We start from the raw sequence: 21,652 nt of genomic DNA on the forward strand, positions 1-21,652 counted from the left end.
CCGGATACGGGAGACAGCGGAAGGCCCGGGTCGACGACCCGGGCCTTCGCGAGGGAACCAGAAGGCTCACGCGACGGACTTGTACCCCTGCCAGCCCGACGCGATCTTCGTACGGCCGCCGAACGACCCCTTGCCGTTGCCACTGTTGCGCCACACGTTGCCACCGGTGTCGCGCGAGACCAGATCGGCCTTCCCGTCCCCGGTGATGTCGCCGACCCCGACGACCGCGTTGTACGACCCGCCCCAGGCGGAGAACACCTTCACCCGCGCGCCGAACGTCCCTTTGCCGGTGCCGTTGTAGCGGTACAGGTTGTTCGCCTTGTCCTGGACGAGCAGGTCGCCGATGCCGTCACCGTTGAGGTCGCCGGCGCCGACGACCTTCTTGTACGTCTTCCAGTCCGCGTACAGCTTCACGCGCGCCGACAACGTCCCGGTGCTGGTGCCCTTGTACAGGTAGACGGTCCCGGTCGCCGTGTTGCGCGCGATCAGGTCCGGCCGGCCGTCCTTGGTCACGTCACCGGTCGAGGTCAGCACGTCGTACTGGTTCCAGCCGGAAGTGCCGAGCGAGGTGTACCGGGTCGTCGGCGTCGGCGCCTTGCCGCAGGCGGGGTGGTAGGCACGCAGCGCGCCGCTGCTCAGCCGGACCAGGATGTCGTTGCACCGGTCGCCGTCGAGATCGCCGTACGGCACGGACTTCGCGCTCGTCGGCCAGCTGTTACCGGACACCTTGCTGCCCAACGTGCCTTTGCCGGTGCCGCGTTGGACGGTGAGGGTGCCGGAGGAGCTGAGGGTGACGAGGTCACCGACGCCGTCGTTGCCCGCGTAATCGCGCGGTGCCGCCGCTCCCGCCGTCACCGTGAGGCTGCCGGAACGGGTGAGGGCGGCGCCCTTGCCGTCGGCGGGCCGGGCGGTGAGCGTCCAGGTGTAGGTGCCGTTGGAGACGAGGCGGCCTGCGGAGTCCTTGCCGTCCCAGGCGGCCTTCAGCAGCCCGCGGGCGTCGGCGCCGGACAAGGTGCGCACGGTGGTTCCGGCCGTGTCGCGGACCGCCACCTGCCATGCGGCGGCGGGCTTCGACAGCCACCAAGTACCGGACCAGCTCGCGGTGTTGGCGGTGACCGTGGAGTCGATTGAGGTCAGCGCGGACGCCGCGAAACCGGCCGGCACGACATGGACGCGCTGCTCGGTGTCGGTGTACGCGACGCCGCCGCCGAAGCGGTCCACGGTCCAGTCGGTGCCGATCCGGCCCTTGTCCTTGCCGATCTCGGTCCAGTCGGCCACCTTGCGGCTCGGCAGATCGGTGTAGGCGCCGCTCGACGGCAGTCCGCCGTGCAGGTCGAAGAGCGTCAGCCCGCCGGTCGCCCCGGTGCCGGCGAGATGCTGGACGAAGTAGCCGTCGCCGAGCAGGACCCCGCCCTGGGGAGCGGTCGACGTCTTCTTGGTCGTACGGTCGTAGACGCCCGCGCCTCGGGAGACGCCTCCGAAGTCCTCGCAGGTCCAGTACACCCAGCGGCCCACGGCCTGGAGGTCGGCCGGGGTGCAGCCGTTGCGGGTGGTGAAGGACTCTCCCGCGCTGCCGGACGGGAGCCCGGTGGCGGTGATCGTGCTCCCGGTGGCGGTCCCGCTCCACAGGGTGTCGCCCCACACGGCGGCGGCGACCCGGTCGCGCTTCTGGAGGACCTTCGGCGCCGTCCCGTCCACGGGGAACTCGGCGACGTACTGCTGACCGGAGGATGCTCCGTCGACGATCGCGTACCGCCCGGAGAGACCCTTCAACTGCGGGGAGTCGTCGCCGGTGTCGAGGGTGGGGCCCCAGCCGGTGGCGCCGTTGGCGTACAGCATGGTCAGGCCGGACTCGGTGGAGTCCACGCGGCCGTGCCGGCCGGTGCCGTCGGCCAGCAGCTCATTGCCGTCCCGGCCGTTGACCAGGGCGTCCACACTCGACGTGACCACGCCGGGGGTGGTGCCGGTGGCGAGCCAGGTGCTGCGATACGCGCCCTCGACCGTGGACGGCTCGTACAGCGTGCTGTTGCCGGCCGTGGTGAGGACGCCGCTGCCGAGCGCGAGTCCGTTCACCGTCGCGGGCATCGGCGCCACGGCGGTCACACGGCTGCGGGTGACCGAGCCGTCGGCGCCCTTGACAATCCGGTACACGCCCCAGTCGAGCTCGCCCCGCTCGACGTACGTGTCGGCCCCCGCCACGAGGACGGAACCGTCCGGAGCCTGGACGATCTGGTGGGCGGCCGGGTCCATGACCTTGGCCATGGACGTGTCCGTGCCGTCGGAGCTCAGGGCCCACAGGGGCTGGCCCCGGTACAGGTTGTCGCCGGGAGACACCGGTTCCACGCCGAGCAGCTTGTCGCCGACGATCCCGTACGTGGCCTGGTAGCTGAGGGAGCTGGTGTCGAACGTGCGCGGTGCGGCGGACAGGTCGGCACGGTCGTACACGTCGGCCTTGCTGCGCCCGCTCCGCACCCGCACCACCGAGTCGGCGCTCAGCCGGAAGCCGCTCACCTCCCAGCCGTTGTCGGCGTCGACGCGGTCTGGCAGCGCGCTGAGGACGCCGGTGGAGAGGTCGACGAGGCCCCAGTGGCTGTAGCCGTCCCCGTCGGCGCCGGTGTCGTAGCGGAGGATGACGGATCGCGCGTCGCCGTCCTCGACCTGGATGTTGGCGGCGCTGTCGGGCAGCCCGGTGACGGCGGTCTGAGCGGCCTGGCCCCCGTCCTGGACGCGCCACAACTGATAGGCGTTCGGGTTGCCGTCGGCGGCGTCGGTGCTGGTGAGAACCGTGTCACCGAAGGTGCCCTGGTAGGTGGCGCCCTCGGGAAGCGGCACCACGCCGGTGCCGCCCGAGGTGCCCGCGCCCTTGAGGAGGGCGACCCGGCCGTCCGCCGCCGAGTAGAGGGCGACGGTGTCCGAACCGTCCCCGTAATAACCGGTCTTGAAGGAGGCGGCGTGGGTGAAGTAGCCGGTGTCGATGTCGTACGCGAGCGGGGCGTCGAGCCGTTGCTCCAGCGCGGTGGTGGTGCCGGAGGCGTAGTCCGTCCACAGGAGCCGGTCGTCGCCCTCCTGGGCCCAGAGGAAGCCGCTGGTCCCCGCGTCGAGGATCTGCGTGGCCCTGGGAACGGCACGGGGCGCGGCGTCCACCACCACCTCTCCGGCCACGGTGGCGAAGGCCGGGGACGGCAGGGCTGCAAGGGGAAGGCTGAGCGTCAGTGCCGCCGCCAGGACGGCCGCGACACGCGCCGGTGGCGGGACGAGGCGCGCCTGACCCGCCCCGAAAGAGGGTCTCTGTCTGTGCCGACGCCGGCCGAGTCGAGCCACGATTCCTCCAGAGGGCAAAGAAGAAGGCATGGCGGACGTACGGCAACGTCCTGGCATTTTCCCCCGGCCCCCGACGGCTCCCCCATGCGCGTAAGGGAAGCGAGCTTAACAGCATGGGCATGACCAAGCAGGTACGAGGTTCAGGCCGTCGGACGAGAGGCCGCGGGTTCGTCAGTGGTGGTCGTCATCGGCGCCCGCGCGGCCGTCCCCGCCGACGAAGAAGCTCGACACGGCCGTGACGGTCGAGGTGACGGCGAGCCGCAGGGCCCATGCGGCGATAGACGCCCTCAGGCCGTGGCTCGGGGTCCTGACCGCGCGGCTGGCCCGTCGTCGAACGCCTGTCGGGTCGGTCGGGTGTTGCGGCCGAACACCGGTCCGATCGAGTGGACTCGCAGGGACGCGTACCGCAGGACGGCCTCCCGCCGGACTCCGGATGGTGGCGTTGCACCCCTCAGCCCCGAACCGGAAGAAGCGCCCCCACATGCGACGCACTCCGTCCCGACGCCTGTTCGCAGCTGTGCTGCTGGTGGCGTCCGTACTGACCCCGACGATGGCGGCTTCCGCCACCGCCGCGACTCCCGCCGCCACCGCGGTCCACCTCACGAGTGTCGATCGGCACAACCACGACGACTGCCCGTCGCACGGCCTCGGCCGCGACCTGACCGCCCGCCTCGACAAGGCCATCGCGGATGTGCGCCGGACCGCCGCCATCCCCGGTGTAGCCGTCGGCCTGTGGATGCCGGGCAAGGGGTGTTACGTCCGGGCGACCGGTGTCGCCGACAAGGTCACGCGGCAGCCGATGAGCACCGACTTCTCCTCGCGGATCGGCAGTGAGACCAAGACCTTCACGGTCACCGCGCTGCTCCAGCTCGTCGACGAGCGGCGGATCGGGCTGGACGACCCGATCTCGCGCTACGTCCACGGCGTGCCGAACGGCCGCCACATCACCCTGCGCCACCTGGCCGAGATGCGCAGCGGGCTGTTCCCGTACAGCGCCGACGCCGACTTCGCGCACGACCTGCTGAGCGACCCGACCCGCACGTTCACCCCGCGTGAGCTGCTCGCGTACGGCTACAAGCATCGCAACACCGCCGCGCCGGGCAAGGCGTTCGTCTACAACAACAGCAACCTCGTCCTGCTCGGCCTGGTGATCGAGAAGGTCACCGGGCACCACATCGCCGACGTCATCGACCGGCGGGTGCTGCGCCCGGCCCACCTGGACCAGACGCTGTTCCCCGACGGCCCGAACGTCCGTGAGTTCCCCGAGCCGCACGCGCACGGCTACACCAACCAGACCCTGACCGGCGCGGTCGCCGACTCCACCGACTGGAACCCGAGCTGGGCCTGGTCGGCCGGCGCGATGATCTCGACCATGCACGATCTGCGCAGCTGGGCGAAGACCGTCGCCACCGGGGAACTGCTCAGCCCCGAGACCCAGAAGCAGCGGCTGAAGGTGCTGCCGACCGGATTCCCCGGCCTCGACTACGGCCTCGGCATCTTCGAGACCGGCGGCTGGATCGGCCACAACGGCTCCATCCCGGGCTACGAGTCCGTGACCGTCTACCTCCCCGCCCTCAAGGCGACCCTGGTCGTGCTGATCAACACCGACATCACCACCGGGGGCCAGGAGCCGTCCACCCTGCTCGCCCGCGCGATCACCCAGATCGCCACACCCGGCCACGTCTACGACGGCTCGACCCCCACGCGCTAGAGCCGTCCCGCCCGCTCGACACCACGCCCCCGGGTCTCCGACCTGGGGGTTTCGGGTCGGGCCTGGCAGCCCCACCAGCTGTTTCGCCATTCGGCCAATCCGCCGCCCGACCTGATCCGGATTACGCGTGAACCCCTGATCGACGGGAGGACACGTGACGGAGATGGCGATGGAGCGGACAGCGCGGGACGGGCGCCGGACCGCCGTGATCGGGTCCGGGGTGGCGGGGCTGACCGCCGCGTACATCCTGGGCGGCGCCGGTCACGTCACCCTGTACGAGGCCGACGACCGGCTCGGCGGGCACGCGCACACCCATGAGCTGACGTCGGCGCACGACGGGCGGGTGCACCGCGTCGACTCCGGGTTCATCGTGCACAACCGGCGCACCTACCCACGCCTGCTGCGGCTCTTCGACGAACTCGGCGTCCCCACGCAGGAGTCGGAGATGAGCATGTCCGTGCGCTGTGAGGGGTGCGGGCTGGAGTACGCCGGTGCGCGCGGCCCGGCCGGGCTCTTCGCCCAGCCCCGCAACCTGCTGCGCCCCCGCTATCTGCGGCTGCTCGCCGAGGTGCCCCTCTTCCACCGCGCGGCCCGCCGGTTGCTGGCCCGGGGCGGTGAAGAGGCTCTCACCCTGGGGGAGTTCCTCGACCGGGAGGGCTACTCCGCCTATTTCCGCGCCCACTTCGTCACGCCGATGGTGTCGGCCGTGTGGTCCTGCGACGCCGTCACCGCCCAGCGCTACCCGGCCGCCTATCTGTTCCGCTTCCTGGAACACCACGGCATGCTCTCGGTGAGCGGATCACCGGTGTGGCGCACGGTCACCGGCGGTTCGGGCACCTACGTCGACCGGATCGCCAAGCACATCGGCGAGATCCGGACCAGCACCCCCGTGCGGTCCGTACGGCGTCACGCCGACCGCGCGGACGTCACCGCCGAAGACGGCAGCACCGAGTCCTACGACGCCGTCGTGATCGCCGTCCACCCGGACCAGGCGCTCAAGCTGCTCGCCGAACCGACCGAGCTGGAACGGGAGTTGCTGGGCGCGTTCCCGTACTCACGCAACACCACGCTCCTGCACACCGACACCCGGCTGCTGCCCCGCGCCCCGGGTGCCCGCGCCTCCTGGAACCACCTGATGCCGTCCTGCACAGCCGACTCGGGGCAGGTGCAGGTCAGTTACGACATGAACCGGCTCCAACGCCTCGACGCCACCGAGACGTTCGTGGTCACCCTCGGCGGCCAGGACCGCGTCGACCCCACGCGGGTGCTGGCCCGCATGGTCTACGAACACCCCGTCTACACCCCCGAGTCGGTGGCCGCGCAGCAGCGGCTGCCCGAACTCGCCGGTGACGTCTGCGTGTTCGCGGGCGCCTACCACGGCTGGGGTTTCCACGAGGACGGCTGCCGGTCGGGTGTCGAGGCCGCGGCCGCGCTGGGGGTGCGCTGGTGAACGCCGTACCCGAGCCGGTGAGTGCCGTTCCGGCGCTGTACTCCTGCGACATCGCGCACGTGCGGACCACCCCGCGGCGGTACGCGCTGCGGCACCGCACGTACATGTGGCTCATAGATCCCGACCACCCGCCCCAAATCCCGCGAGTGCTGCGCCCCTTGGCCCGGTTCGACCCGCGCGACCACTTCACCGGCGGCGACCTGCCCTCGATCCGGGCCGGTCTCGACGCCTTCCTCGCCGAGCACGGCGTCCACCTGGACGGCGGCCGGGTGGTGATGCTCACCCACGCCCGGGTGTTCGGCTACGTCTTCAACCCGCTGACCCTGTACTGGTGTTACGGCCCCGACGCGCAGCCGCGCTGTGTCGTCGCCGAGGTGCACAACACCTACGGCGGCCGGCACTGCTATCTGCTGCACCCGGACGCCTCCGGCACCGCACGCGCCGAGAAGAAGCTGTACGTCTCGCCGTTCTTCCCCGTCGACGGCGGCTACCGCATGCGGCTGCCGCCGCCCGGCGCCCAGCTCTCCCTGACCGTCCACCTGGACCGTGAGGGCGGCCGTGCCTTCACCGCGACGGTACGGGGCACCCGGCGCGCGGCGAGCGCCGCGCGGCTGCTGCGGCTGGCGCTGCGCCACCCCTGGTCCACCCTCGCCGTGTCGGCCGCGATCCGCTTCCACGGCATACGGCTCTACCTGCGGGGACTGCCGGTGCAGCCCCGTCGCCCCGAACCCCGCACTCCGGAGAAAGCGACATGACGACAGCAGAACGCCGGATCACCACCACCGACGCGCCCGATGCCGAGGCCGGCGCCGCGAGCCGGGCCGTCCGGCGTACCGGGCCCGTGGGTCCGAGCTCCGTCGACCCCGCCCACTGGCCCGACATCGCCGCCGTACCGCCCGCCTCCCGCGTCCGTACCGCGATCACCGCGGCCCTCGTCCGACGGGCCCTCGGCCAACTGCCGCTACGGGCCCGGTTCGCGGGGTCCCCGGACCTCGGCAAGGGCGGCCCGCTGATCGACGTCCGCGACCCAGCCGCGTTCCACGCCCGCATCGGCACCCACGGCCTGGTCGGGTTCGGCGAGTCGTACATGGCCGGTGAGTGGGACGCCCCCGACCTGGTGGCCGCCCTGACCGTACTGGCCGGGCACGCGGCCGAGTTGATCCCGGACCCGCTGCAACGGCTGCGCGCGCTGTGGGCGCCGCGCCACCCGCACGCCGAGCGCAACACACCCGACGGCTCCCGCGCCAACATCAGCCGTCACTACGACCTGTCCAACGACCTCTTCGCCCTCTTCCTCGACGACACCCTCACCTACTCCTCAGCCGTATTCCGGGGCTTCCCCGCGAGCCACGACCGCCTCGCGGCGGCCCAACACCGCAAGATCGACCGGCTGTTGGACCTCGCCGACGTGGGCGAGGGCACCCGGCTCCTGGAGATCGGCACCGGCTGGGGCGAACTCGCCCTGCGGGCCGCCGCCCGGGGCGCCCGCGTCACCTCCCTCACCCTCTCCCGCGAACAACGGGACCTGGCCGTCGAACGGGTGCGCGCCGCCGGTCTCGGCGAGCGCGTCTCCGTCGAACTGTGCGACTACCGCGAGGCGGCCGGGACGTACGACGCCGTCGTCAGCGTGGAGATGATCGAGGCGGTCGGCGCCGAGTTCTGGCCGGTGTACTTCCGCGCCATCGACCAACGGCTCGCGCCCGGCGGCCGGTTGGCGCTCCAGGCCATCACCATGCCGCACGACCGGATGCTCGCCTCCCAGGACACCTTCACCTGGATCCACAAGTACGTCTTCCCCGGCGGCCTCATCCCCTCCACCGAGGCGATCGAGGAGACCGCCCGCGACCACACCGGCCTGCGCCTCGCCCGCCGCGACGCCTTCGGCGCGCACTACGCCGAGACCCTGCGCCTGTGGCGCGAACGGTTCACCGAGCGGGCCGGAGAGGCGGCGGCGCTCGGTTTCGACGAGGTCTTCCACAGGCTGTGGACCTTCTACCTCGGCTACTCCGAGGCGGGTTTCCGCTCCGGCTACCTCGACGTCCAGCAGTACCTGTTCACCAAGCCGAACTCCGCCGAGGGTGTGGCAACGCCGTGAACGGCTTCCCCTGGGGCGCGTTCGCGCTCAACCTCGCCTGGTCCGCCGCCGCGGCCCTCGCCGTCATGCTCGCCACCTTCGCCGTAGCGGTGCGGGTGGGCCTGCACCGGATCGTCGACATCGCCTGGGGCCTCGGCTTCACGGCGGTGGCCGCCGTGACCTTCGCCGTCTCCGCCGGTGAGGGCGATCCCGTACGACGACTGCTGGTGACGGCGCTGACGGCGGCCTGGGGGCTGCGGCTGGCGGTCCACATCGCCCGCCGGGGCCGGGGGCACGGCGAAGACCCGCGCTACGAGCGGATGTTGGCCAAGGCGCCCGGCAACCGGAACGCGTACGCCCTGCGCATGGTCTACCTCCTCCAGGGCGGGCTCGTCTGGCTGGTGTCCCTGCCCGTGCAGGCCGCGCAGTACGTGCCCGGCCGGCCTTCGCTACTCACCTACGCGGCCGGTACGGCTCTTTGGGCGGTCGGCATCGGGTTCGAGGCGGTCGGGGACGCCCAACTGGCCCGTTTCCGCGCCGACTCCGCGAACCGGGGCCGGATCATGGACCGGGGGCTGTGGTCCTGGACCCGGCACCCGAACTACTTCGGCGACTTCTGCGTGTGGTGGGGCCTGTTCCTGCTCACCTGCGACTCCCCGGCGGCGGCCGTCGTGTCCGTCGTATCGCCGCTGGTGATGAGCCTGTTGCTGACCCGGGGCAGCGGCCAACGGCTGCTGGAACGGCACATGGCCGACCGGCCGGGGTACGCCGAGTACCGTGCCCGCACCAGCGGTTTCCTCCCACGTCCGCCGAGGCCGGAGTGAGCAAGGAGCACCTCATCGAGCCACAGCACGACACCACCCAACACGCCGATCAGCGGGCTCCGTTGACGGTGCGCCGGCGTCCGGCGCACCCCCGGGCCGCCGTCCTCGTCCTGCACGGCGGCCAGGAGACGAGCGAACGGGCCGCCCGGCCCTGGCAGTTGGCCGCGCTGCGCATGAAGCCCGTCGTCCGCGCGGTGACCGCCGAACTGCCGTATCAGGACGTCCTGGTGGCGCAGGTCCGTTACCGCCTCCGCGGCTGGAACGGTGACCGCGCGGACGCGGCCCGCGACACCCTGCGCGCACTGGACGCCCTGGCCGAACTCACCGGCCCCGTACCGACCGTGCTGCTCGGCCACTCCATGGGCGGCCGGGCCGCCCTGCGCGCCGCCGGTCATCCGCTGGTGACGGGCGTGGTCGCCCTCGCCCCGTGGTGGCCGCGGGGGGAACCCGTCGAGCAGACGGCGGGGCGTCACGTCGTCGCCCTGCACGGCGAAGACGACCACGTCACCTCGCCCACAGAGACGGCGGACTGCGTACGCCGGGCACGGGAGGCGGGGGCGACGCGGGCGGGCCTGGCGTTCATCGCCGACGGCGACCACGGGATGCTCCGCCGCCACGGCCTCTGGCATCACACGACGGCCGCACTGGTCGCCCATCTGCTCGACCCGGCGGCTGTCCCGGACCCCTTGCCCGCGGGGGGCTACGGGGTGGGGGAGATTCCGGTGCTCTGAGCGGTGTTCCCGACGAGCCGTCGCACCGGACGCGGACCGGAATACCCTTCGCCACCGGGCAGGCCGGACCATAGGATCATGTCCATGACTGAGGCAACGCCGCCCGGCTCGGGCGGGCCCGGCGTGATCGACTCCACGACGCACATCCGTGTCGCCCGCCCCTCCCGGGACCTCGCCGCGGCGGAACGCTTCTACGTGGACGGGCTCGGGCTCGACGTCCTGTGGCGGACCACCGAGCGCGTCCGGGGTGAGCACGATCTCGTGATGGTCGGACCGCCCGGCGCGTCCTGGCACTTCGAGCTGACCCACGACCCCGAGCATCCCCTGGAACCGGCCCCGACCGAGGACGACCTCTTCGTGGTCTACCTGGGCACGCCCGTGGACGAGTCCCTGGTCGAGCGTCTGGTGGCCACCGGCGGCACCCGGGTCCCCGCGCACAACCCGTACTGGGACGAGCACGGAGTCACGGTCGCCGACCCGGACGGCTACCGCCTCGTCCTGTGCTCCCGCACCTGGGGCTAGTACTACAGCCGGACTTCTGCGTTTTTGCAGGTCAGGGCCGTTCTGGGAAGCCGGTCGGACTGATGGAGTGTCAGTTCGTGGCGGTCTCGCACGGCGCTCACCTGGCAGGATGTCGGCGTGCCGCCTGTCGCCGCGCGTATCTTCGGTGACGGCCGTGGCGAAGTCCGGCCCTAGTCACGCCTCGCGGGTCTTCGACAGCTCCGCCGCGAACTGGGCTCCGCTGAGCAGCGCGAGGTTCGACAGCCACAGCCAGATCAGGAAGACGACACTGCCCGAGAGCGAGCCGTAGAGCCTGCTGTAGGCGCCGAGCGTCGTGGCGTACGTCGAGAAGCCGGCGGAGACGATCAGCCAGAGGGCGGCGGCCAGTACGCCGCCGGGCAGGCTGTGGCTACGGCGGCGGGCGCCCACCGGGCCGGTGTGGAAGACGACCACGACCAGGAGCGCGACCAGACACAGCAGGACCGGCCAGCGCAGCAGGTCCCAGGCCCAGGCCGCGGTCTCGTCCACGCCGGCCATCCGCCCGACCGCCTCCGCGAGCGGGCCGGTCAGCAGCAGCGTGAGCGAACCGACGAGGAGCAGGCCCAGCAGCACCAGCGCGGTGAGCACGATGCGGGGCGCCTTGCGCCAGGGCGAGCGCCGGTCCTGGGTGCCGTGCATACGGTGCAGGGCCCGGCGGAACACCGCGAGGTAGCTCGTGGACGACCACAGCGCGCTGACGCTGCCCGCCACCAGCAGGGGCCATGCCGTCCGGTCGGTGCGCAGGACGTGGGTCAGGGCCGCGTGCAGTTCCGTACCGGAGTCGGCGGGGGCGTACGCCGTGACGTGGGTGACGAACTCCTCGGCCGTGTCCGGGCTGATCATGCCGAACGCGATGACCGTGGCCAGCATGGCGGGAAGTACCGCGAGGATCGCGTAGTACGTCAGCGCCGCCGCGTAGTCCGAGATGTCGTCGTTCCACAGGGACACCGGGGTGCGGCGCAGCGCCGGCCACCAGGCCGCCGGCGGCCGGAACCCGGCGATCCTGCGGACCCGGCCGACGTACGACTCAGCGGACATGGGGCGCCCGGTGCGAGGCGGTACTCAGCCGGAGCCGGGTGCGGGTCGTGTACGGGGCCGCCGCGCCCTCGGCCTCCGCCGTCACCGCGCGCAGGGCGGGCAGCACGGCGTCCGGGGAGGTGTCCGGGTCCAGCCAGACCCGCAGCTCCAGCTCCAGGCGGCGCCCGCGCCGGGGCAGCACCCGGGCATGCGTGCGGGCGACACCGGGGACGGCCGTCGCCCGCGCCGTCACCGCCTCGGCCAGCGCCTGCGGACGTACCGTGCAGCCGGGAGAGGGCAGTGCCATCCGCCGCCCCGACCCCGAACGCAGCTGCCCGAGAGCCCAGTACGCGAACAGCAGGGTCAGCCCGATCGACGCGGCCATGACCGTGGGCGTCCACCAGCCCTCGCTCCGCAGCTGCGCCAGCCGGCCCGGCTCCAACAGCACGTTATTCGTACGGGAGTCGGGCCACCAGGCCGGCAACCGGCGCGCGACGGTCCGGTCCGTGGCGGCGAGCAGGGCACCGGCGAGGAGGAGGACAAGTCCGCCCGTGCCGAGGGCGGTTCGGTTGACGGCCGTGCGGGCGGTGCGCATCACTGGTCAACTTCCTCGGCCGCAGGGGTGGTTGTGGGTACGGGGGGTGTCTTGGGTGGTTGCCACACCGGTTCCGGGGTGACGGTGACGCGTACCCGGGGTGCGCGGCGCAGCCGACAGGAGGATACGGCGGCGCGGGCGGCTGCCGTGACCGCGGTGTGCGCCCCGGCCCGGTCGCCGAAGGCGAGTCGCGCCCGTACGGTGATCCGCCGGCGGCGCACCCGGACCCGTACCGCCGTGATGCCGGGCACGTCGCCCACCGAGTCACGGACCAGGGACCCGATCGCCGAGCGGTCCACGGCGGCGTCGACGCGCCCGTCCGCCGTGCGGACGGTGGACCGGTGACGCAGACCCGGGGTGAGGGCGAGCACGATCATCCAGACGCCGAGCAGGGCCGTGAGCCCGCCCGCGATCACGACGGCCGGGTCGCCGGGCCCGTGCCCGGACAGCCAGTGCACCGCCGAGACCCGCCAGGCCGCCGCCGCCCGGTGCGCGGTGTGCACCTGGATCAGATCCAGGGCGAGCGCACCGCAGGCCAGGGCGGCCACCGAGGTGAGCAGGGCGACCGGGGTCCGGCGCGCGGACCACCAACGCCGGGGTGTGCCGGGGGAGTTGGTCTCCTCGGCCGGGAACACCGGAGCGCGGGAGTACCTCGGCGGTGCGAGCGAGGTGACGCCGACACGCGCGGTCGCCACGTCCAGACCCGTCAACTCCCGCGTACGTTCCAGCACATGGCGCTGGACGTCCCGGGCGCCGTCGGCCAGCGGGGCCGGATAGGGGAGCGTCACCCCGAGGGACACCTCGGCCCTTCCGCCCCGTACGGTCGCCGCCGCCCTGGCCGTACGGCCGGGCAGCGCCTCGGCGGTCGCCCGCTCGGCGATCCTGCGCACCGCCCGCTCCGAGACGGTGGTGGTGCCCCGTTGCGCGGCGGGTGCGGGTGCGGGGACGGCTGCGGGTACGGCCTCGGCTGGGGCGCTGGTCATCGACGGCTCCGGTCGAACGCGTCCCGTACGTCCTGGACGGTGCCGCCGCGGTCGAACCACCGGCCCACCGCCCAGCCCAGGCCGCCGAGCGCGGCCACGAGCAGGAAGGCGCCGAAGCCGCCGAACCAGCCGGCGAACGCCAGGGCCATGCCCGCGATCATCCCGACGAACGCTGTGCTCATGCCCGTCCACCTCCACCTGTCACCCGATCCACCACTCCTGCCCGTGCCCTCGACCGGCCGCCCTACTCCACCCGGGCCTCGCCGGTGCGCGCGGGCTCGTCGTCGTCGGGCAGATGGACGTCGTTGACGGTGACGTTCACCTCGACGACCTCAAGACCGGTGATGCGCTCCACCGCGGAGATCACGTTCTCCCGCACGTCCTGGGCCACGTCCATCACGGACACCCCGTACTCGACGACCAGGTCCAGATCGATCGCCGTCTGCCGCTCGCCCACCTCGACCTTGACCCCGCGCCCCACGTTGGGCCGGCCGCCGGGTACGCGGTCGCGCACGGCACCGATGCTCCGCGAGAGGCCGCCGCCCATGTCGTGGACGCCGGGGATCTCCCGGGCGGCGATACCCGCCACCTTCACCACGACGACATCGGCGATCGACGTACGACCGCGGTCGGCCGCGGGCTGGTCGGCGCCGGTGGTTCCGCCGGAGACGGCGGTGGTGGCCGGGTCCTTGCCGGTACGGCCGGTGCCGGTCCGGTCGTCGGTGGCTAGCGGTGCTGTCTGAGTGGTCATGGTGTGCCCTCTCTTCGCTGCTTCTTCTGTCGCGTTCGCCGGTTCGTGGTTGCCGATGTGCTCTCACTTCTTCAGACCCGTGCCCGCCGCGTCTGTGACGCGGCGGGCACGGGAAATCCTTCGGGCCGTCGGCCGACCGTCAGCTGGTGGGCATCAGCACCGTGTCGATGATGTAGACGTTGGCGTTGGCGGTCTTGACGTTGCCGCAGACGACCTTCGCGGAGTCGTTGACGGTGTACGACTCGCCGGAGCCGGAGGTGGTGAGCTTCGACTTCTCCAGGGTGTCGAAGGAGCCCTTCTCCAGGTTCGTGGGCGTGAGCTTCTGCCCGACCACGTGGTACGTGAGGATCTTCGTCAGCTGGGCCTTGTCGGCGAGGACCTTGTCCAGGGTGGCCTTCGGGATCTTCGCGAAGGCGTCGTTGGTCGGCGCGAACACCGTGATGCCCTGGGCGTTGTTGAGGGTGTCGACCAGCCCGGCCTTCTTCACCGCGGCGACCAGGGTGGACAGCGCCGGGTTGTTGGACGCGGCGGTGGCCACCGGGTCCTGCGCCATGCCGTCGAAGGAACCGGAACCGCTCTTCGGGACGGCCGCGCAGCCGGTGCCGAAGGGCTGGTCGGCCGTGGTGGCGTCGGAACCGCTCATGCTGTTGTCGGTGGCGGACGCCTTGGTGGAGGCGTCGGACTTCGCGGAGTCGCTGCCGCTGTCGGAGCAGGCGCTCAGGGCCACCGGCAGCACGGCCGCGGCGGCGAGGACGACGGCGGTACGGCGGATACGGGTGTTCATGCGGGTACTCCTTGCGATCGGTACGACGACGGGCGCCGGTACGCGGGGGTGGAAAGGGTGGGTGGACGGTGAGGTCAGTCGACGGTCACGACCACGGAGTGCCATCCGCTCGCGCCGTCGGGGATGGTCTTGGTCCGTCTGTCGGTCTGCACCACGCCCGTGCGGTCGGTGGCGCGGACGGTGAGGGTGTGGCCGCCCTTGGTCGCCTGCCAGGGGAAGGACCACTGGCGCCACGTGTCGCGGGTGTCCTCGGCGGCCAGCCGGGCCTCCTGCCAGGGGCCGTCGTCGACGCGGACCTCGACCTTGTCGACGCCGCGGTGCTGGGCCCAGGCGACCCCGGCCACCATCACCGTCCCCGTTTTCGGCCGGGCGAACGGCTTCGGGGTGTCGATCCGCGACTCGGTCTTGATCGGCGCCCGGCGGGCCCAGCCGCGCTTGACCCAGTAGGGGTCGTAGGCGTCGAAGGTGGTGAGCTCGATGTCCTTGATCCATTTGCAGGCCGAGACGAAGCCGTACAGGCCGGGCACGACCATGCGGACGGGGAAGCCGTGCGCGAAGGGCAGCGGTTCGCCGTTCATGCCGAGGGCGAGGAGGGCGTCACGGCCGTCCATCACGTCCTCGACCGGGCTGCCGATCGTCATGCCGTCCACGGAACGCGCCACCAACTGGTCGGCGGGGCCTCCCTCGGAGGGCGGTTTCACGCCCGACTCGGCCAGCAGATCGGCCAGTCGTACGCCGATCCAGCGCGCGTTGCCGACGTAGGGGCCGCCGACCTCGTTCGACACACAGGTGAGCGTGATGTCGCGCTCGACCAGTTCGCGCCGCAGCAGGTCGTCGAAGGTGAGGGTGAGAGGGCGTCGTACGCCCTGCCCGTGGATGCGCAGCCGCCAGGTCGTGGCATCGACCTTCGGCACCACGAGGGCGGTGTCGACGCGGTAGAAGTCGCCGTTGGGGGTGACGAAGGGGCTGACGCCGGGGACGCGCAGCCGGGCGCCCTTCGGTACGGCCCGGGCCCGGGAGGCCGGCGCCGGCAGGACCAGGTTCCGGCGGGAGGCGACCGCGTCCCGGCCGCCGGCGCCGCTCAGCGAACGGCCGAGGAGCCCGGCACCGGCGGATCCGACGGCGGCGGCACCCGCCGCGATCACGAACCCGCGCCGGTCCCATCCCGCACCGGGCGGCGCCACGGCGTCCTGGTCGGCCGCGCCCCGGGGCCGGAGCCGGCCGACCAGGACGTACAGCACCACGGCCCCGACGACGGCGCCGGCCACGGAGGGCAGCGCGTCCGTGATCCCGGTGGAATCCGGGCGGCCGGTCGCCGCGAGGGCGCCGACGACTCCGAACAGCAGCACACCGGCCGCCCCCGTACGCCGGAATCGCAGCGCGACAATTCCCAGGGCCAGCGCGAAAAGCGCGAGTACCGCGAGAATTCCCAGCTGGAGAAAGAGTTTGTCGTTCGTGCCGAAATGGCGGATCGCCCAGTCCTTCACGGCGGCGGGCGTACGGTCGATCGCCGCGCCCCCGACCGCGACGACCGGCCCGGCCTGCGGACGTACCCCGCCCGCCACGGCCTCGGCGACCGCGAGCGCGGCGAGACCCGCCAGTACGCCGCTGAGCGCGGCGAGCGGCAGCAGCAGTGCGGTGGCTGGTTTCTTCTCGTTCTCGGTCACGGGGGGAATCCGACACCGAATGGGGTGAGGATTGGTCGCCCGCCCGATCGGATGAATTTCCCTTTCCGACCCATCCGCGGCCCCTTCGGCTCCGGAAGGAGAAGAAACGGGCGCACGCGCGTCACAGACGCCGCGCGGCCGTGTCCAACCCGCAGACAGACCGGACGAGAGGAGCCGCCCAGTGGCGGGGCCCCGCACACCCGACGCACCACCGGACACCCGGGCCGAGACCGATGACGCCCTGCTGGCGGTCCGGGCCGCGGAGGGGGACGAGGACGCCTTCGCCGTGCTCGTGCACCGGCACGCCCCCGCGCTGATCCGGCTCGCCACGAGCCTGCTCGGTACCGGCGCGGAGGCCGAGGACGCCGTACAGGACGCGTTCCTCAGCGCCTGGCGACGGCTCCCGGAGTTCCAGGGGCGCTCCGCCTTCGGCACCTGGATGTACCGCATCGTCACCAACCGCTGCCTGAACGTGCTGCGTTCGCGCAGACCGGTGGCATCGCTGGAGGCGGCCGGTGACGTGGCCGCCGCCGAACACACCTCCTCCCCGGCCCGGATCGCGGAGGGCCGCGACGCGGTCCGTGAACTGCGCGCCGCCCTCGACCTCCTCTCGGCCGAACAGCGCGCGTGCTGGGTGCTGCGCGAACTGGACGGCCGTTCCTACGAGTTCATCGCGGACGCGGTCGGCATCAGCCAGGAGGCCGTCCGCGCCCGGGTGTTCCGCGCCCGCCGATCTCTGACCCAAGCACTGGGGGCCTGGCGATGACCGACCGCACCGACCAGCCGAACACCACGCCCGCCCAGGCCGACGACGAACTCCTGCCCTGCGGACGGCTGTTGTCGCGGACCTGGGACGACTGGGAGCGAGGCACGGACGACCCGCACCTCCGTACCTGCCCGCACTGCCGCCAGGCCGTGCGCGGACTCGACGACCTGGAGTCCGTGGTGCGCGGCCTCCAGGCGGAGACGGACACCACCGCCTCCGCCTACGACACCGAGCCGCTGACCCGGCGGATCATGGACGTCGTACGCCTCGAACTGCGCCCGGGGCGCCCGCTGCCCCTCGGTGAACCCGCCGAGGACCTCTGGATCATGGAGGCGGTCGCGGCACGTGCACTGCGTGCGGCGGCCGAGTCGGTCCCGGGCGTCCGGGCCGGTTCCTGCCGGCTCCGCTACGGCGGGGACGGCGACGGTGCCGACGGCGCGGTCGAGGTCCGCCTCGACATCCACGCCCCGGCCGACGCCCCGCTGCCCGAGCTCGCCGCCCGGGTCCGCGAACGCGTGTGGGAGGCGGCGGACCGTGAACTGGGCATGGGCGTCACGGCAGTCGACATCCGTGTGACGGATCTCGTGTCCACGCCGATGTCCGACGCCGACGGTGACGATGACGATGACGATCAGGAAGGCGGTACGGCATGACCGCGCAGCACTTCGAGGACTCCGCGCCGTACGGCCGGCCCGCGCACGCGACGCTGGCCGCGGAGGTCGCCACGGCCGTCGAGGGCGTCTCCGGGGTCGCCTTTCTCCGGCCGGGGCTGACCGACCGGCTGCGGTCGATGGTGCCGCGGCCCGGAGCGGCGCCCGCCGGGGTGCGGATGACTCCGCCGGACGGTGACGGTCCCTGGCGGGTCGAGATCCACGTCGTCGCGCTGCGCCGGGCCAGGACCGTGGACGTGGCACGCGGTGTCCGGGACACCGTCGAACGGCACCTGGACACCCTGGCACCGGCACGGTCCGCGCCCCGGGTCACCGTGACGGTCACGGGGCTCGTCTGACCGGCCCGGCTCAGGTCGGGAAGGTCAGCAGGGCGAGCGGGGCGGAGGTGGGGTGGGGGGAACCGCCGGCCGGTTCGACGGTGATGCCCATGCCGGACGAGTCGTCGACGGTGCCCCGGAGCAGGACGGCCTGGTCGGTGCGGGCGGGGTTCATCAGACCGGCCGACCGCATGGTCCCGGCGTCGTCGAACCACAGCTCGTAGACCTTGCCGCCCGGCGGCCGGGTCATCCCGGAGACGACGAACACGGCCCGGTCCCGACCGTGCGAGACGACGACGGTCCCGGTGGCACCCCCGGCCAGTCCGGCGGCCCGGGTCCTGGCGTCCGGTGCGGCCAGGACGGCGGCGATCTCGTCCGACGCCTGCACGGCCTGACGCGCCCGGTCGCGGGCGTCCTCGGCCCGCTGGTGCTGCCAGACCGCCGTACCGCCGAGCGCCGTGGCCCCCGCGAGACAGGCGGCGAGCGCCCAGCGGGAGAGCGTACGGGTCCGCGGGCCGGCCGGTGCGGTGCGGTTCCGGGGATGCCTGCCGGGGGTCTCCTGGCGGACGGCGGTGATCCGGCGCAGCACCTGCTCGCGCAGCGCGGTCGGCGGCGTCACGGCGACGGCGAGTCCCAGACGGGCGGCGGCCGCGCTCAACTCGGCGGTCTCCTCCGCACAGGGTTCACACCCCCCGAGGTGTCGTTCGAAAGCCGTGCTCTCCTCGTCCGGCAGCGCGTGCAGGGCATAGGCACCCGTCAGCCGGTGCAGATCGACGGTCGTCACGCGGTCACCCCCGGGTGGTCGGTCGGCGTGGGTGCGGCGTTCGGACCGGTCTGGTGGTGGGGGGTGGTGGTGGTCGTGCGGTCGGTCTCCGGACGGGCGGGCAGGGTGTGCGGCGCGGGTGGGGTGGTCGGCTGGTGCAGGTCGGTGGTGGTCGTGCGCTTGGTCTCCGGGCGGGCGGGCAGGGTGGGTGCGGCGTTCGGGCTGGTCGGCAGGCAGGGGGCGGTGGTCGTCACGCGGTCACCCCCAGGCAGTCGCGGAGGCGGATGAGGCCGTCGCGCAGTCGGGTTTTCACGGTGCCCAGCGGCAGTGCCAGCGCCTCCGCCACCTCGCGGTAGGTCAGGCCCCGGTAGTACGCCAACGTGACGGACTGGCGCTGGAGTTCGGTCAGCGTGCGCAGGCAGCGTCGTACCTGTTCGCGTTCCAGCCGGGCCTCGACGCGCTCGGCGACCTCGTCGTACTCGGGGAGCTGGTCCAGCAGCGCGGCCTTGTGGTCGCGGGCCGCCGCGGCGTCCACCGAGCGCACCCGGTCCACCGCCCGGCGGTGCGCGAGGGTGAGGATCCAGTTGACGGCGGTGCCCCGGTCGCGCCGGTAACGGGGAGCCGTCCGCCACACCTCCACCAGCACCTCCTGCGTCACCTCCTCCGACTGCGCCTGGTTGCGCAGCACCGCCCGCACGACACCCAGCACCGGCCCCGCCACGGCGTCGTAGACACCCCCGAAGGCGTCCTCGTCCCCGAGGGCCACCCGGCCGACCAGTTCCTCCAGGTCGGGCCCTGCGGCCGGGTTTCTGCCGATCTGCACTGCTTCTTTCACCGAGGGCCTCCGCGGTCGGGACATGTCCGGGCGTAATCCGTTCCCGCCGGGACCTTGGATTGGATGCGGTGCCAACGAAAGGACGGGGAGAGCGGGTACGGGTCCGGGGCCCGCCGCGGTGCGGGGGCCCCGGTGCCGGTCAGCCCGCGGCGATGCCCTCGCCGCCGACGGCGCCGGGTACGACGACCGAGCCGATCGCGGTGAGTGCCCCCTGCGGGCCGACCCGGAACTCGTCCACCGTGCCCTGGGCGCCGGTCTGGACGTACAGGTACCGGCCGTCCGAGGAGGCCGCCGCGTCCACCGTGCCGGGGTGGGTGGCCGTGTTGCCGAGTGCGGTGAGCCCGCCGCCGGAGCCGACCCGGTAGCCGGAGAGGGTGCCGCTGGCCGCGTTCGAGACATAGAGGTCGTCGCCGGCGGTCACCGCCCAGCAGGTGGCGGTCTGGCCCGTCGGGACCGTCCCCTTCGCGGTCAGTCTGCCGTCACGCCCGACCGTGAAGGTGCCCACCGAGTTCGTCCCGGCCTCCGTCACCCGGATCCGCCCGGCGGAGTCGAAGGCGAACCCGAACGGCACGGCACCGGGGGTCGAGGTCACCACGGGCCGCGCGGACGGACCACCGTGCACCCCGCCGACCGGGAAGACGTCGATGCTCTGCCCCGAGGCCTTGGTGGTGACGACGAGCTTCGAACCGTCCGGCGTGAAGGAGATCTGCCCGACGGCCGAAGCCGCCTTGTCCAGACCGAGGTCGCGGTGCCAGGACGGAACCTTCACCAGCCGTTCGCCGGTCCGCACGAAGCCCTGTACGGAACCGCCGCCGAGCGTGTTGGCGACGTAGACCCGGTTCCCGTGGAACGTGACGCCGACCGGGAAACTCCCGCCGCTGGAGATCACCTGCACCCGCCGCAGGTGCGTTCCGCGCACCGCGAAGACGGTCACGGTGTCGCTGCCCGCGTTCACGGCGTAGAGCAGCTGGTGGTGCCGGTCGTAGGCGAGCGACCCCTGCGAGGCCAGGTGGTCCGCGACGGTGCCGGCCAGCATGCCGCCCTTGCCGCCGGTGGGGTGGACGCCCTTCTGGGCGAGGGTGCCGTCGGCGGCACGGGCGTAGGCCACGACGGTGTTCGCGGCGGTGTTGTCGCTCTGCACGAACACGGTTGCGCTGCCGCTGTGTCGAGCGAGGGAGGCGGGGCCGTGGTGCGCGTCGGCGGCGACGGCGGCGGGCGCGGCGAAGAGGGCGGCCGCGGCGAGGGCGGCGCCTGTGGCGACGGTGCGGGTGGCGAGGGTCATGGGTGCGTACTCCTCTTGTGGAGAAGGGGAATTGGGGCCGGCGGGGTTCTCACGCTCGTCGCCGGACGATTCGCAACGCTAGACCGAAAGCGGAGGGACGAAACGGCCATAAGCCGCACTCCGGGTCGACGTCCCAGGTTCGTAAGAAGGCCATGGGGAGCACGGATCAGTGGACGCCGAACCGCCGTGCCCGCCGGGTGGTGCTCCCGGCACCCGTGCGGCTGTCCTTGCCGAAGAGGAAGCTCAGTACGACGGCGACGGTGAAGGCGACGGTCAGCCGCAGCCCCCACGCGGCGGCCGAACCGTCCTCGATGACGGACGCGAAGGCGGCCTGCCGCAACAGGGCGCCGCTCAACGGGAACGACCCCGCGCAGCTCACCACGTAGACCCACAGCGGCGGTTCATTGAAGGCGATGAGGACCGAGGCCGAGACGACGACGATCACACTGAGTACGACGGTGAGCGAAGCGATGTCCATGTCCAGGTCCATGTCCGTAAGCATTCCGCCGGGCCGACGACGAATCGTCGACGCGGCGGAGGAGGAGGGTCTCTATCCAAGGGTGGAGAGGC

The 21,652-nt window shown here is 72.6% G+C and carries 23 protein-coding genes; 10 read left to right on the top strand and 13 right to left on the bottom strand.

Features of this window, described 5'->3' with window-relative positions; translation table 11 throughout:
• Positions 1-66: 66 nt before the first annotated feature.
• On the bottom strand, positions 67-3,321 hold the full coding sequence (locus OG226_RS26215; RefSeq protein WP_328681066.1) for an FG-GAP-like repeat-containing protein: 3,255 nt from the start codon (positions 3,319-3,321) through the stop codon (positions 67-69).
• 481 nt (positions 3,322-3,802) lie between these two features.
• Here OG226_RS26215 and OG226_RS26220 point away from each other — a divergent pair, with 481 nt between their 5' ends.
• The 7 genes from OG226_RS26220 (at position 3,803) to OG226_RS26250 (ending at position 10,633) form a co-directional block, all read left to right on the top strand.
• Complete coding sequence (locus OG226_RS26220; RefSeq protein WP_328681064.1) at positions 3,803-5,032, top strand: serine hydrolase domain-containing protein; 1,230 nt, start codon at positions 3,803-3,805, stop codon at positions 5,030-5,032.
• A 163-nt stretch (positions 5,033-5,195) separates the two neighbouring features.
• Positions 5,196-6,482, top strand: a complete 1,287-nt coding sequence (locus tag OG226_RS26225) for an NAD(P)/FAD-dependent oxidoreductase (RefSeq protein ID WP_329353518.1) — start codon at positions 5,196-5,198, stop codon at positions 6,480-6,482.
• Entirely contained in the window at positions 6,479-7,237 is a 759-nt protein-coding gene (locus OG226_RS26230; protein ID WP_328681062.1) for a DUF1365 domain-containing protein, read from the top strand. Before OG226_RS26225 ends, OG226_RS26230 begins: the two co-directional genes overlap by 4 nt.
• Complete coding sequence (locus tag OG226_RS26235) at positions 7,234-8,577, top strand: class I SAM-dependent methyltransferase (protein ID WP_329350193.1); 1,344 nt, start codon at positions 7,234-7,236, stop codon at positions 8,575-8,577. Before OG226_RS26230 ends, OG226_RS26235 begins: the two co-directional genes overlap by 4 nt.
• Positions 8,574-9,380, top strand: coding sequence for a DUF1295 domain-containing protein (locus OG226_RS26240; RefSeq protein WP_329350194.1), 807 nt, complete (start codon positions 8,574-8,576; stop codon positions 9,378-9,380). Before OG226_RS26235 ends, OG226_RS26240 begins: the two co-directional genes overlap by 4 nt.
• 62 nt (positions 9,381-9,442) lie before the next feature.
• On the top strand, positions 9,443-10,111 hold the full coding sequence (locus OG226_RS26245; RefSeq protein WP_329353519.1) for an alpha/beta hydrolase: 669 nt from the start codon (positions 9,443-9,445) through the stop codon (positions 10,109-10,111).
• Between the two features lie 84 nt (positions 10,112-10,195).
• Entirely contained in the window at positions 10,196-10,633 is a 438-nt protein-coding gene (locus tag OG226_RS26250) for a VOC family protein (RefSeq protein ID WP_328681056.1), read from the top strand.
• 174 nt (positions 10,634-10,807) lie between these two features.
• On the opposite strand, the gene OG226_RS26255 is transcribed toward OG226_RS26250, so the two are convergent.
• The 7 genes from OG226_RS26255 to OG226_RS26285 all read right to left on the bottom strand — a co-directional run bounded on the left by OG226_RS26255 (position 10,808) and on the right by OG226_RS26285 (position 16,448).
• Positions 10,808-11,689, bottom strand: coding sequence for a YihY/virulence factor BrkB family protein (locus OG226_RS26255; protein ID WP_328681055.1), 882 nt, complete (start codon positions 11,687-11,689; stop codon positions 10,808-10,810).
• Entirely contained in the window at positions 11,679-12,263 is a 585-nt protein-coding gene (locus OG226_RS26260) for a hypothetical protein (protein WP_329350195.1), read from the bottom strand. The genes OG226_RS26255 and OG226_RS26260 overlap by 11 nt, the downstream gene beginning before the upstream one ends.
• On the bottom strand, positions 12,263-13,246 hold the full coding sequence (locus OG226_RS26265; protein ID WP_329350196.1) for a DUF6286 domain-containing Asp23/Gls24 family envelope stress response protein: 984 nt from the start codon (positions 13,244-13,246) through the stop codon (positions 12,263-12,265). The genes OG226_RS26260 and OG226_RS26265 overlap by 1 nt, the downstream gene beginning before the upstream one ends.
• Positions 13,243-13,428 carry a hypothetical protein gene (locus OG226_RS26270; protein WP_328681052.1) on the bottom strand — a complete coding sequence of 62 codons (186 nt, stop codon included), beginning with the start codon at positions 13,426-13,428 and terminating at the stop codon, positions 13,243-13,245. Before OG226_RS26270 ends, OG226_RS26265 begins: the two co-directional genes overlap by 4 nt.
• Positions 13,429-13,490: 62 nt before the next feature.
• A complete protein-coding gene (locus OG226_RS26275) occupies positions 13,491-13,997 on the bottom strand; it encodes an Asp23/Gls24 family envelope stress response protein (RefSeq protein ID WP_329350197.1) in 507 nt (168 codons plus the stop codon).
• A gap of 139 nt (positions 13,998-14,136) precedes the next feature.
• Complete coding sequence (locus OG226_RS26280) at positions 14,137-14,781, bottom strand: fasciclin domain-containing protein (protein WP_329350198.1); 645 nt, start codon at positions 14,779-14,781, stop codon at positions 14,137-14,139.
• Positions 14,782-14,855: 74 nt separating this feature from the next.
• On the bottom strand, positions 14,856-16,448 hold the full coding sequence (locus tag OG226_RS26285; RefSeq protein ID WP_328681049.1) for a molybdopterin-dependent oxidoreductase: 1,593 nt from the start codon (positions 16,446-16,448) through the stop codon (positions 14,856-14,858).
• A gap of 181 nt (positions 16,449-16,629) precedes the next feature.
• On the opposite strand from OG226_RS26285, the gene OG226_RS26290 reads away from it, so the two are divergent.
• The 3 genes from OG226_RS26290 to OG226_RS26300 are packed head-to-tail and all read left to right on the top strand — an operon-like array spanning position 16,630 to position 18,223.
• Positions 16,630-17,214 carry an RNA polymerase sigma factor gene (locus tag OG226_RS26290; RefSeq protein ID WP_328681048.1) on the top strand — a complete coding sequence of 195 codons (585 nt, stop codon included), beginning with the start codon at positions 16,630-16,632 and terminating at the stop codon, positions 17,212-17,214.
• Positions 17,211-17,867, top strand: a complete 657-nt coding sequence (locus OG226_RS26295) for an Asp23/Gls24 family envelope stress response protein (protein WP_329350199.1) — start codon at positions 17,211-17,213, stop codon at positions 17,865-17,867. The genes OG226_RS26290 and OG226_RS26295 overlap by 4 nt, the downstream gene beginning before the upstream one ends.
• Positions 17,864-18,223 carry a hypothetical protein gene (locus OG226_RS26300; RefSeq protein ID WP_328681046.1) on the top strand — a complete coding sequence of 120 codons (360 nt, stop codon included), beginning with the start codon at positions 17,864-17,866 and terminating at the stop codon, positions 18,221-18,223. Before OG226_RS26295 ends, OG226_RS26300 begins: the two co-directional genes overlap by 4 nt.
• Positions 18,224-18,233: 10 nt before the next feature.
• Here OG226_RS26300 and OG226_RS26305 read toward each other — a convergent pair whose 3' ends face one another.
• From OG226_RS26305 to OG226_RS26325, 5 genes are all read right to left on the bottom strand, one after another.
• The gene (locus OG226_RS26305) at positions 18,234-18,986 is read right to left on the bottom strand and encodes an anti-sigma factor (protein ID WP_329350200.1); all 753 of its coding nucleotides are present in this window, start codon (positions 18,984-18,986) and stop codon (positions 18,234-18,236) included.
• Positions 18,983-19,219 carry a hypothetical protein gene (locus OG226_RS26310; RefSeq protein ID WP_328681044.1) on the bottom strand — a complete coding sequence of 79 codons (237 nt, stop codon included), beginning with the start codon at positions 19,217-19,219 and terminating at the stop codon, positions 18,983-18,985. The genes OG226_RS26305 and OG226_RS26310 overlap by 4 nt, the downstream gene beginning before the upstream one ends.
• Entirely contained in the window at positions 19,216-19,800 is a 585-nt protein-coding gene (sigK, locus tag OG226_RS26315; RefSeq protein ID WP_328681043.1) for an ECF RNA polymerase sigma factor SigK, read from the bottom strand. The genes OG226_RS26310 and sigK overlap by 4 nt, the downstream gene beginning before the upstream one ends.
• A 139-nt stretch (positions 19,801-19,939) precedes the next feature.
• Positions 19,940-21,082: a lactonase family protein gene (locus OG226_RS26320; protein ID WP_328681042.1), complete on the bottom strand. Its 1,143-nt coding sequence runs from the start codon at positions 21,080-21,082 to the stop codon at positions 19,940-19,942.
• 166 nt (positions 21,083-21,248) lie between these two features.
• A complete protein-coding gene (locus tag OG226_RS26325; RefSeq protein ID WP_328681041.1) occupies positions 21,249-21,572 on the bottom strand; it encodes a hypothetical protein in 324 nt (107 codons plus the stop codon).
• Between the last annotated feature and the right edge of the window lie 80 nt (positions 21,573-21,652).

The sequence above is a fragment of the Streptomyces sp. NBC_01261 genome (genome assembly GCF_036226385.1).
Lineage (GTDB): Bacteria > Actinomycetota > Actinomycetes > Streptomycetales > Streptomycetaceae > Streptomyces.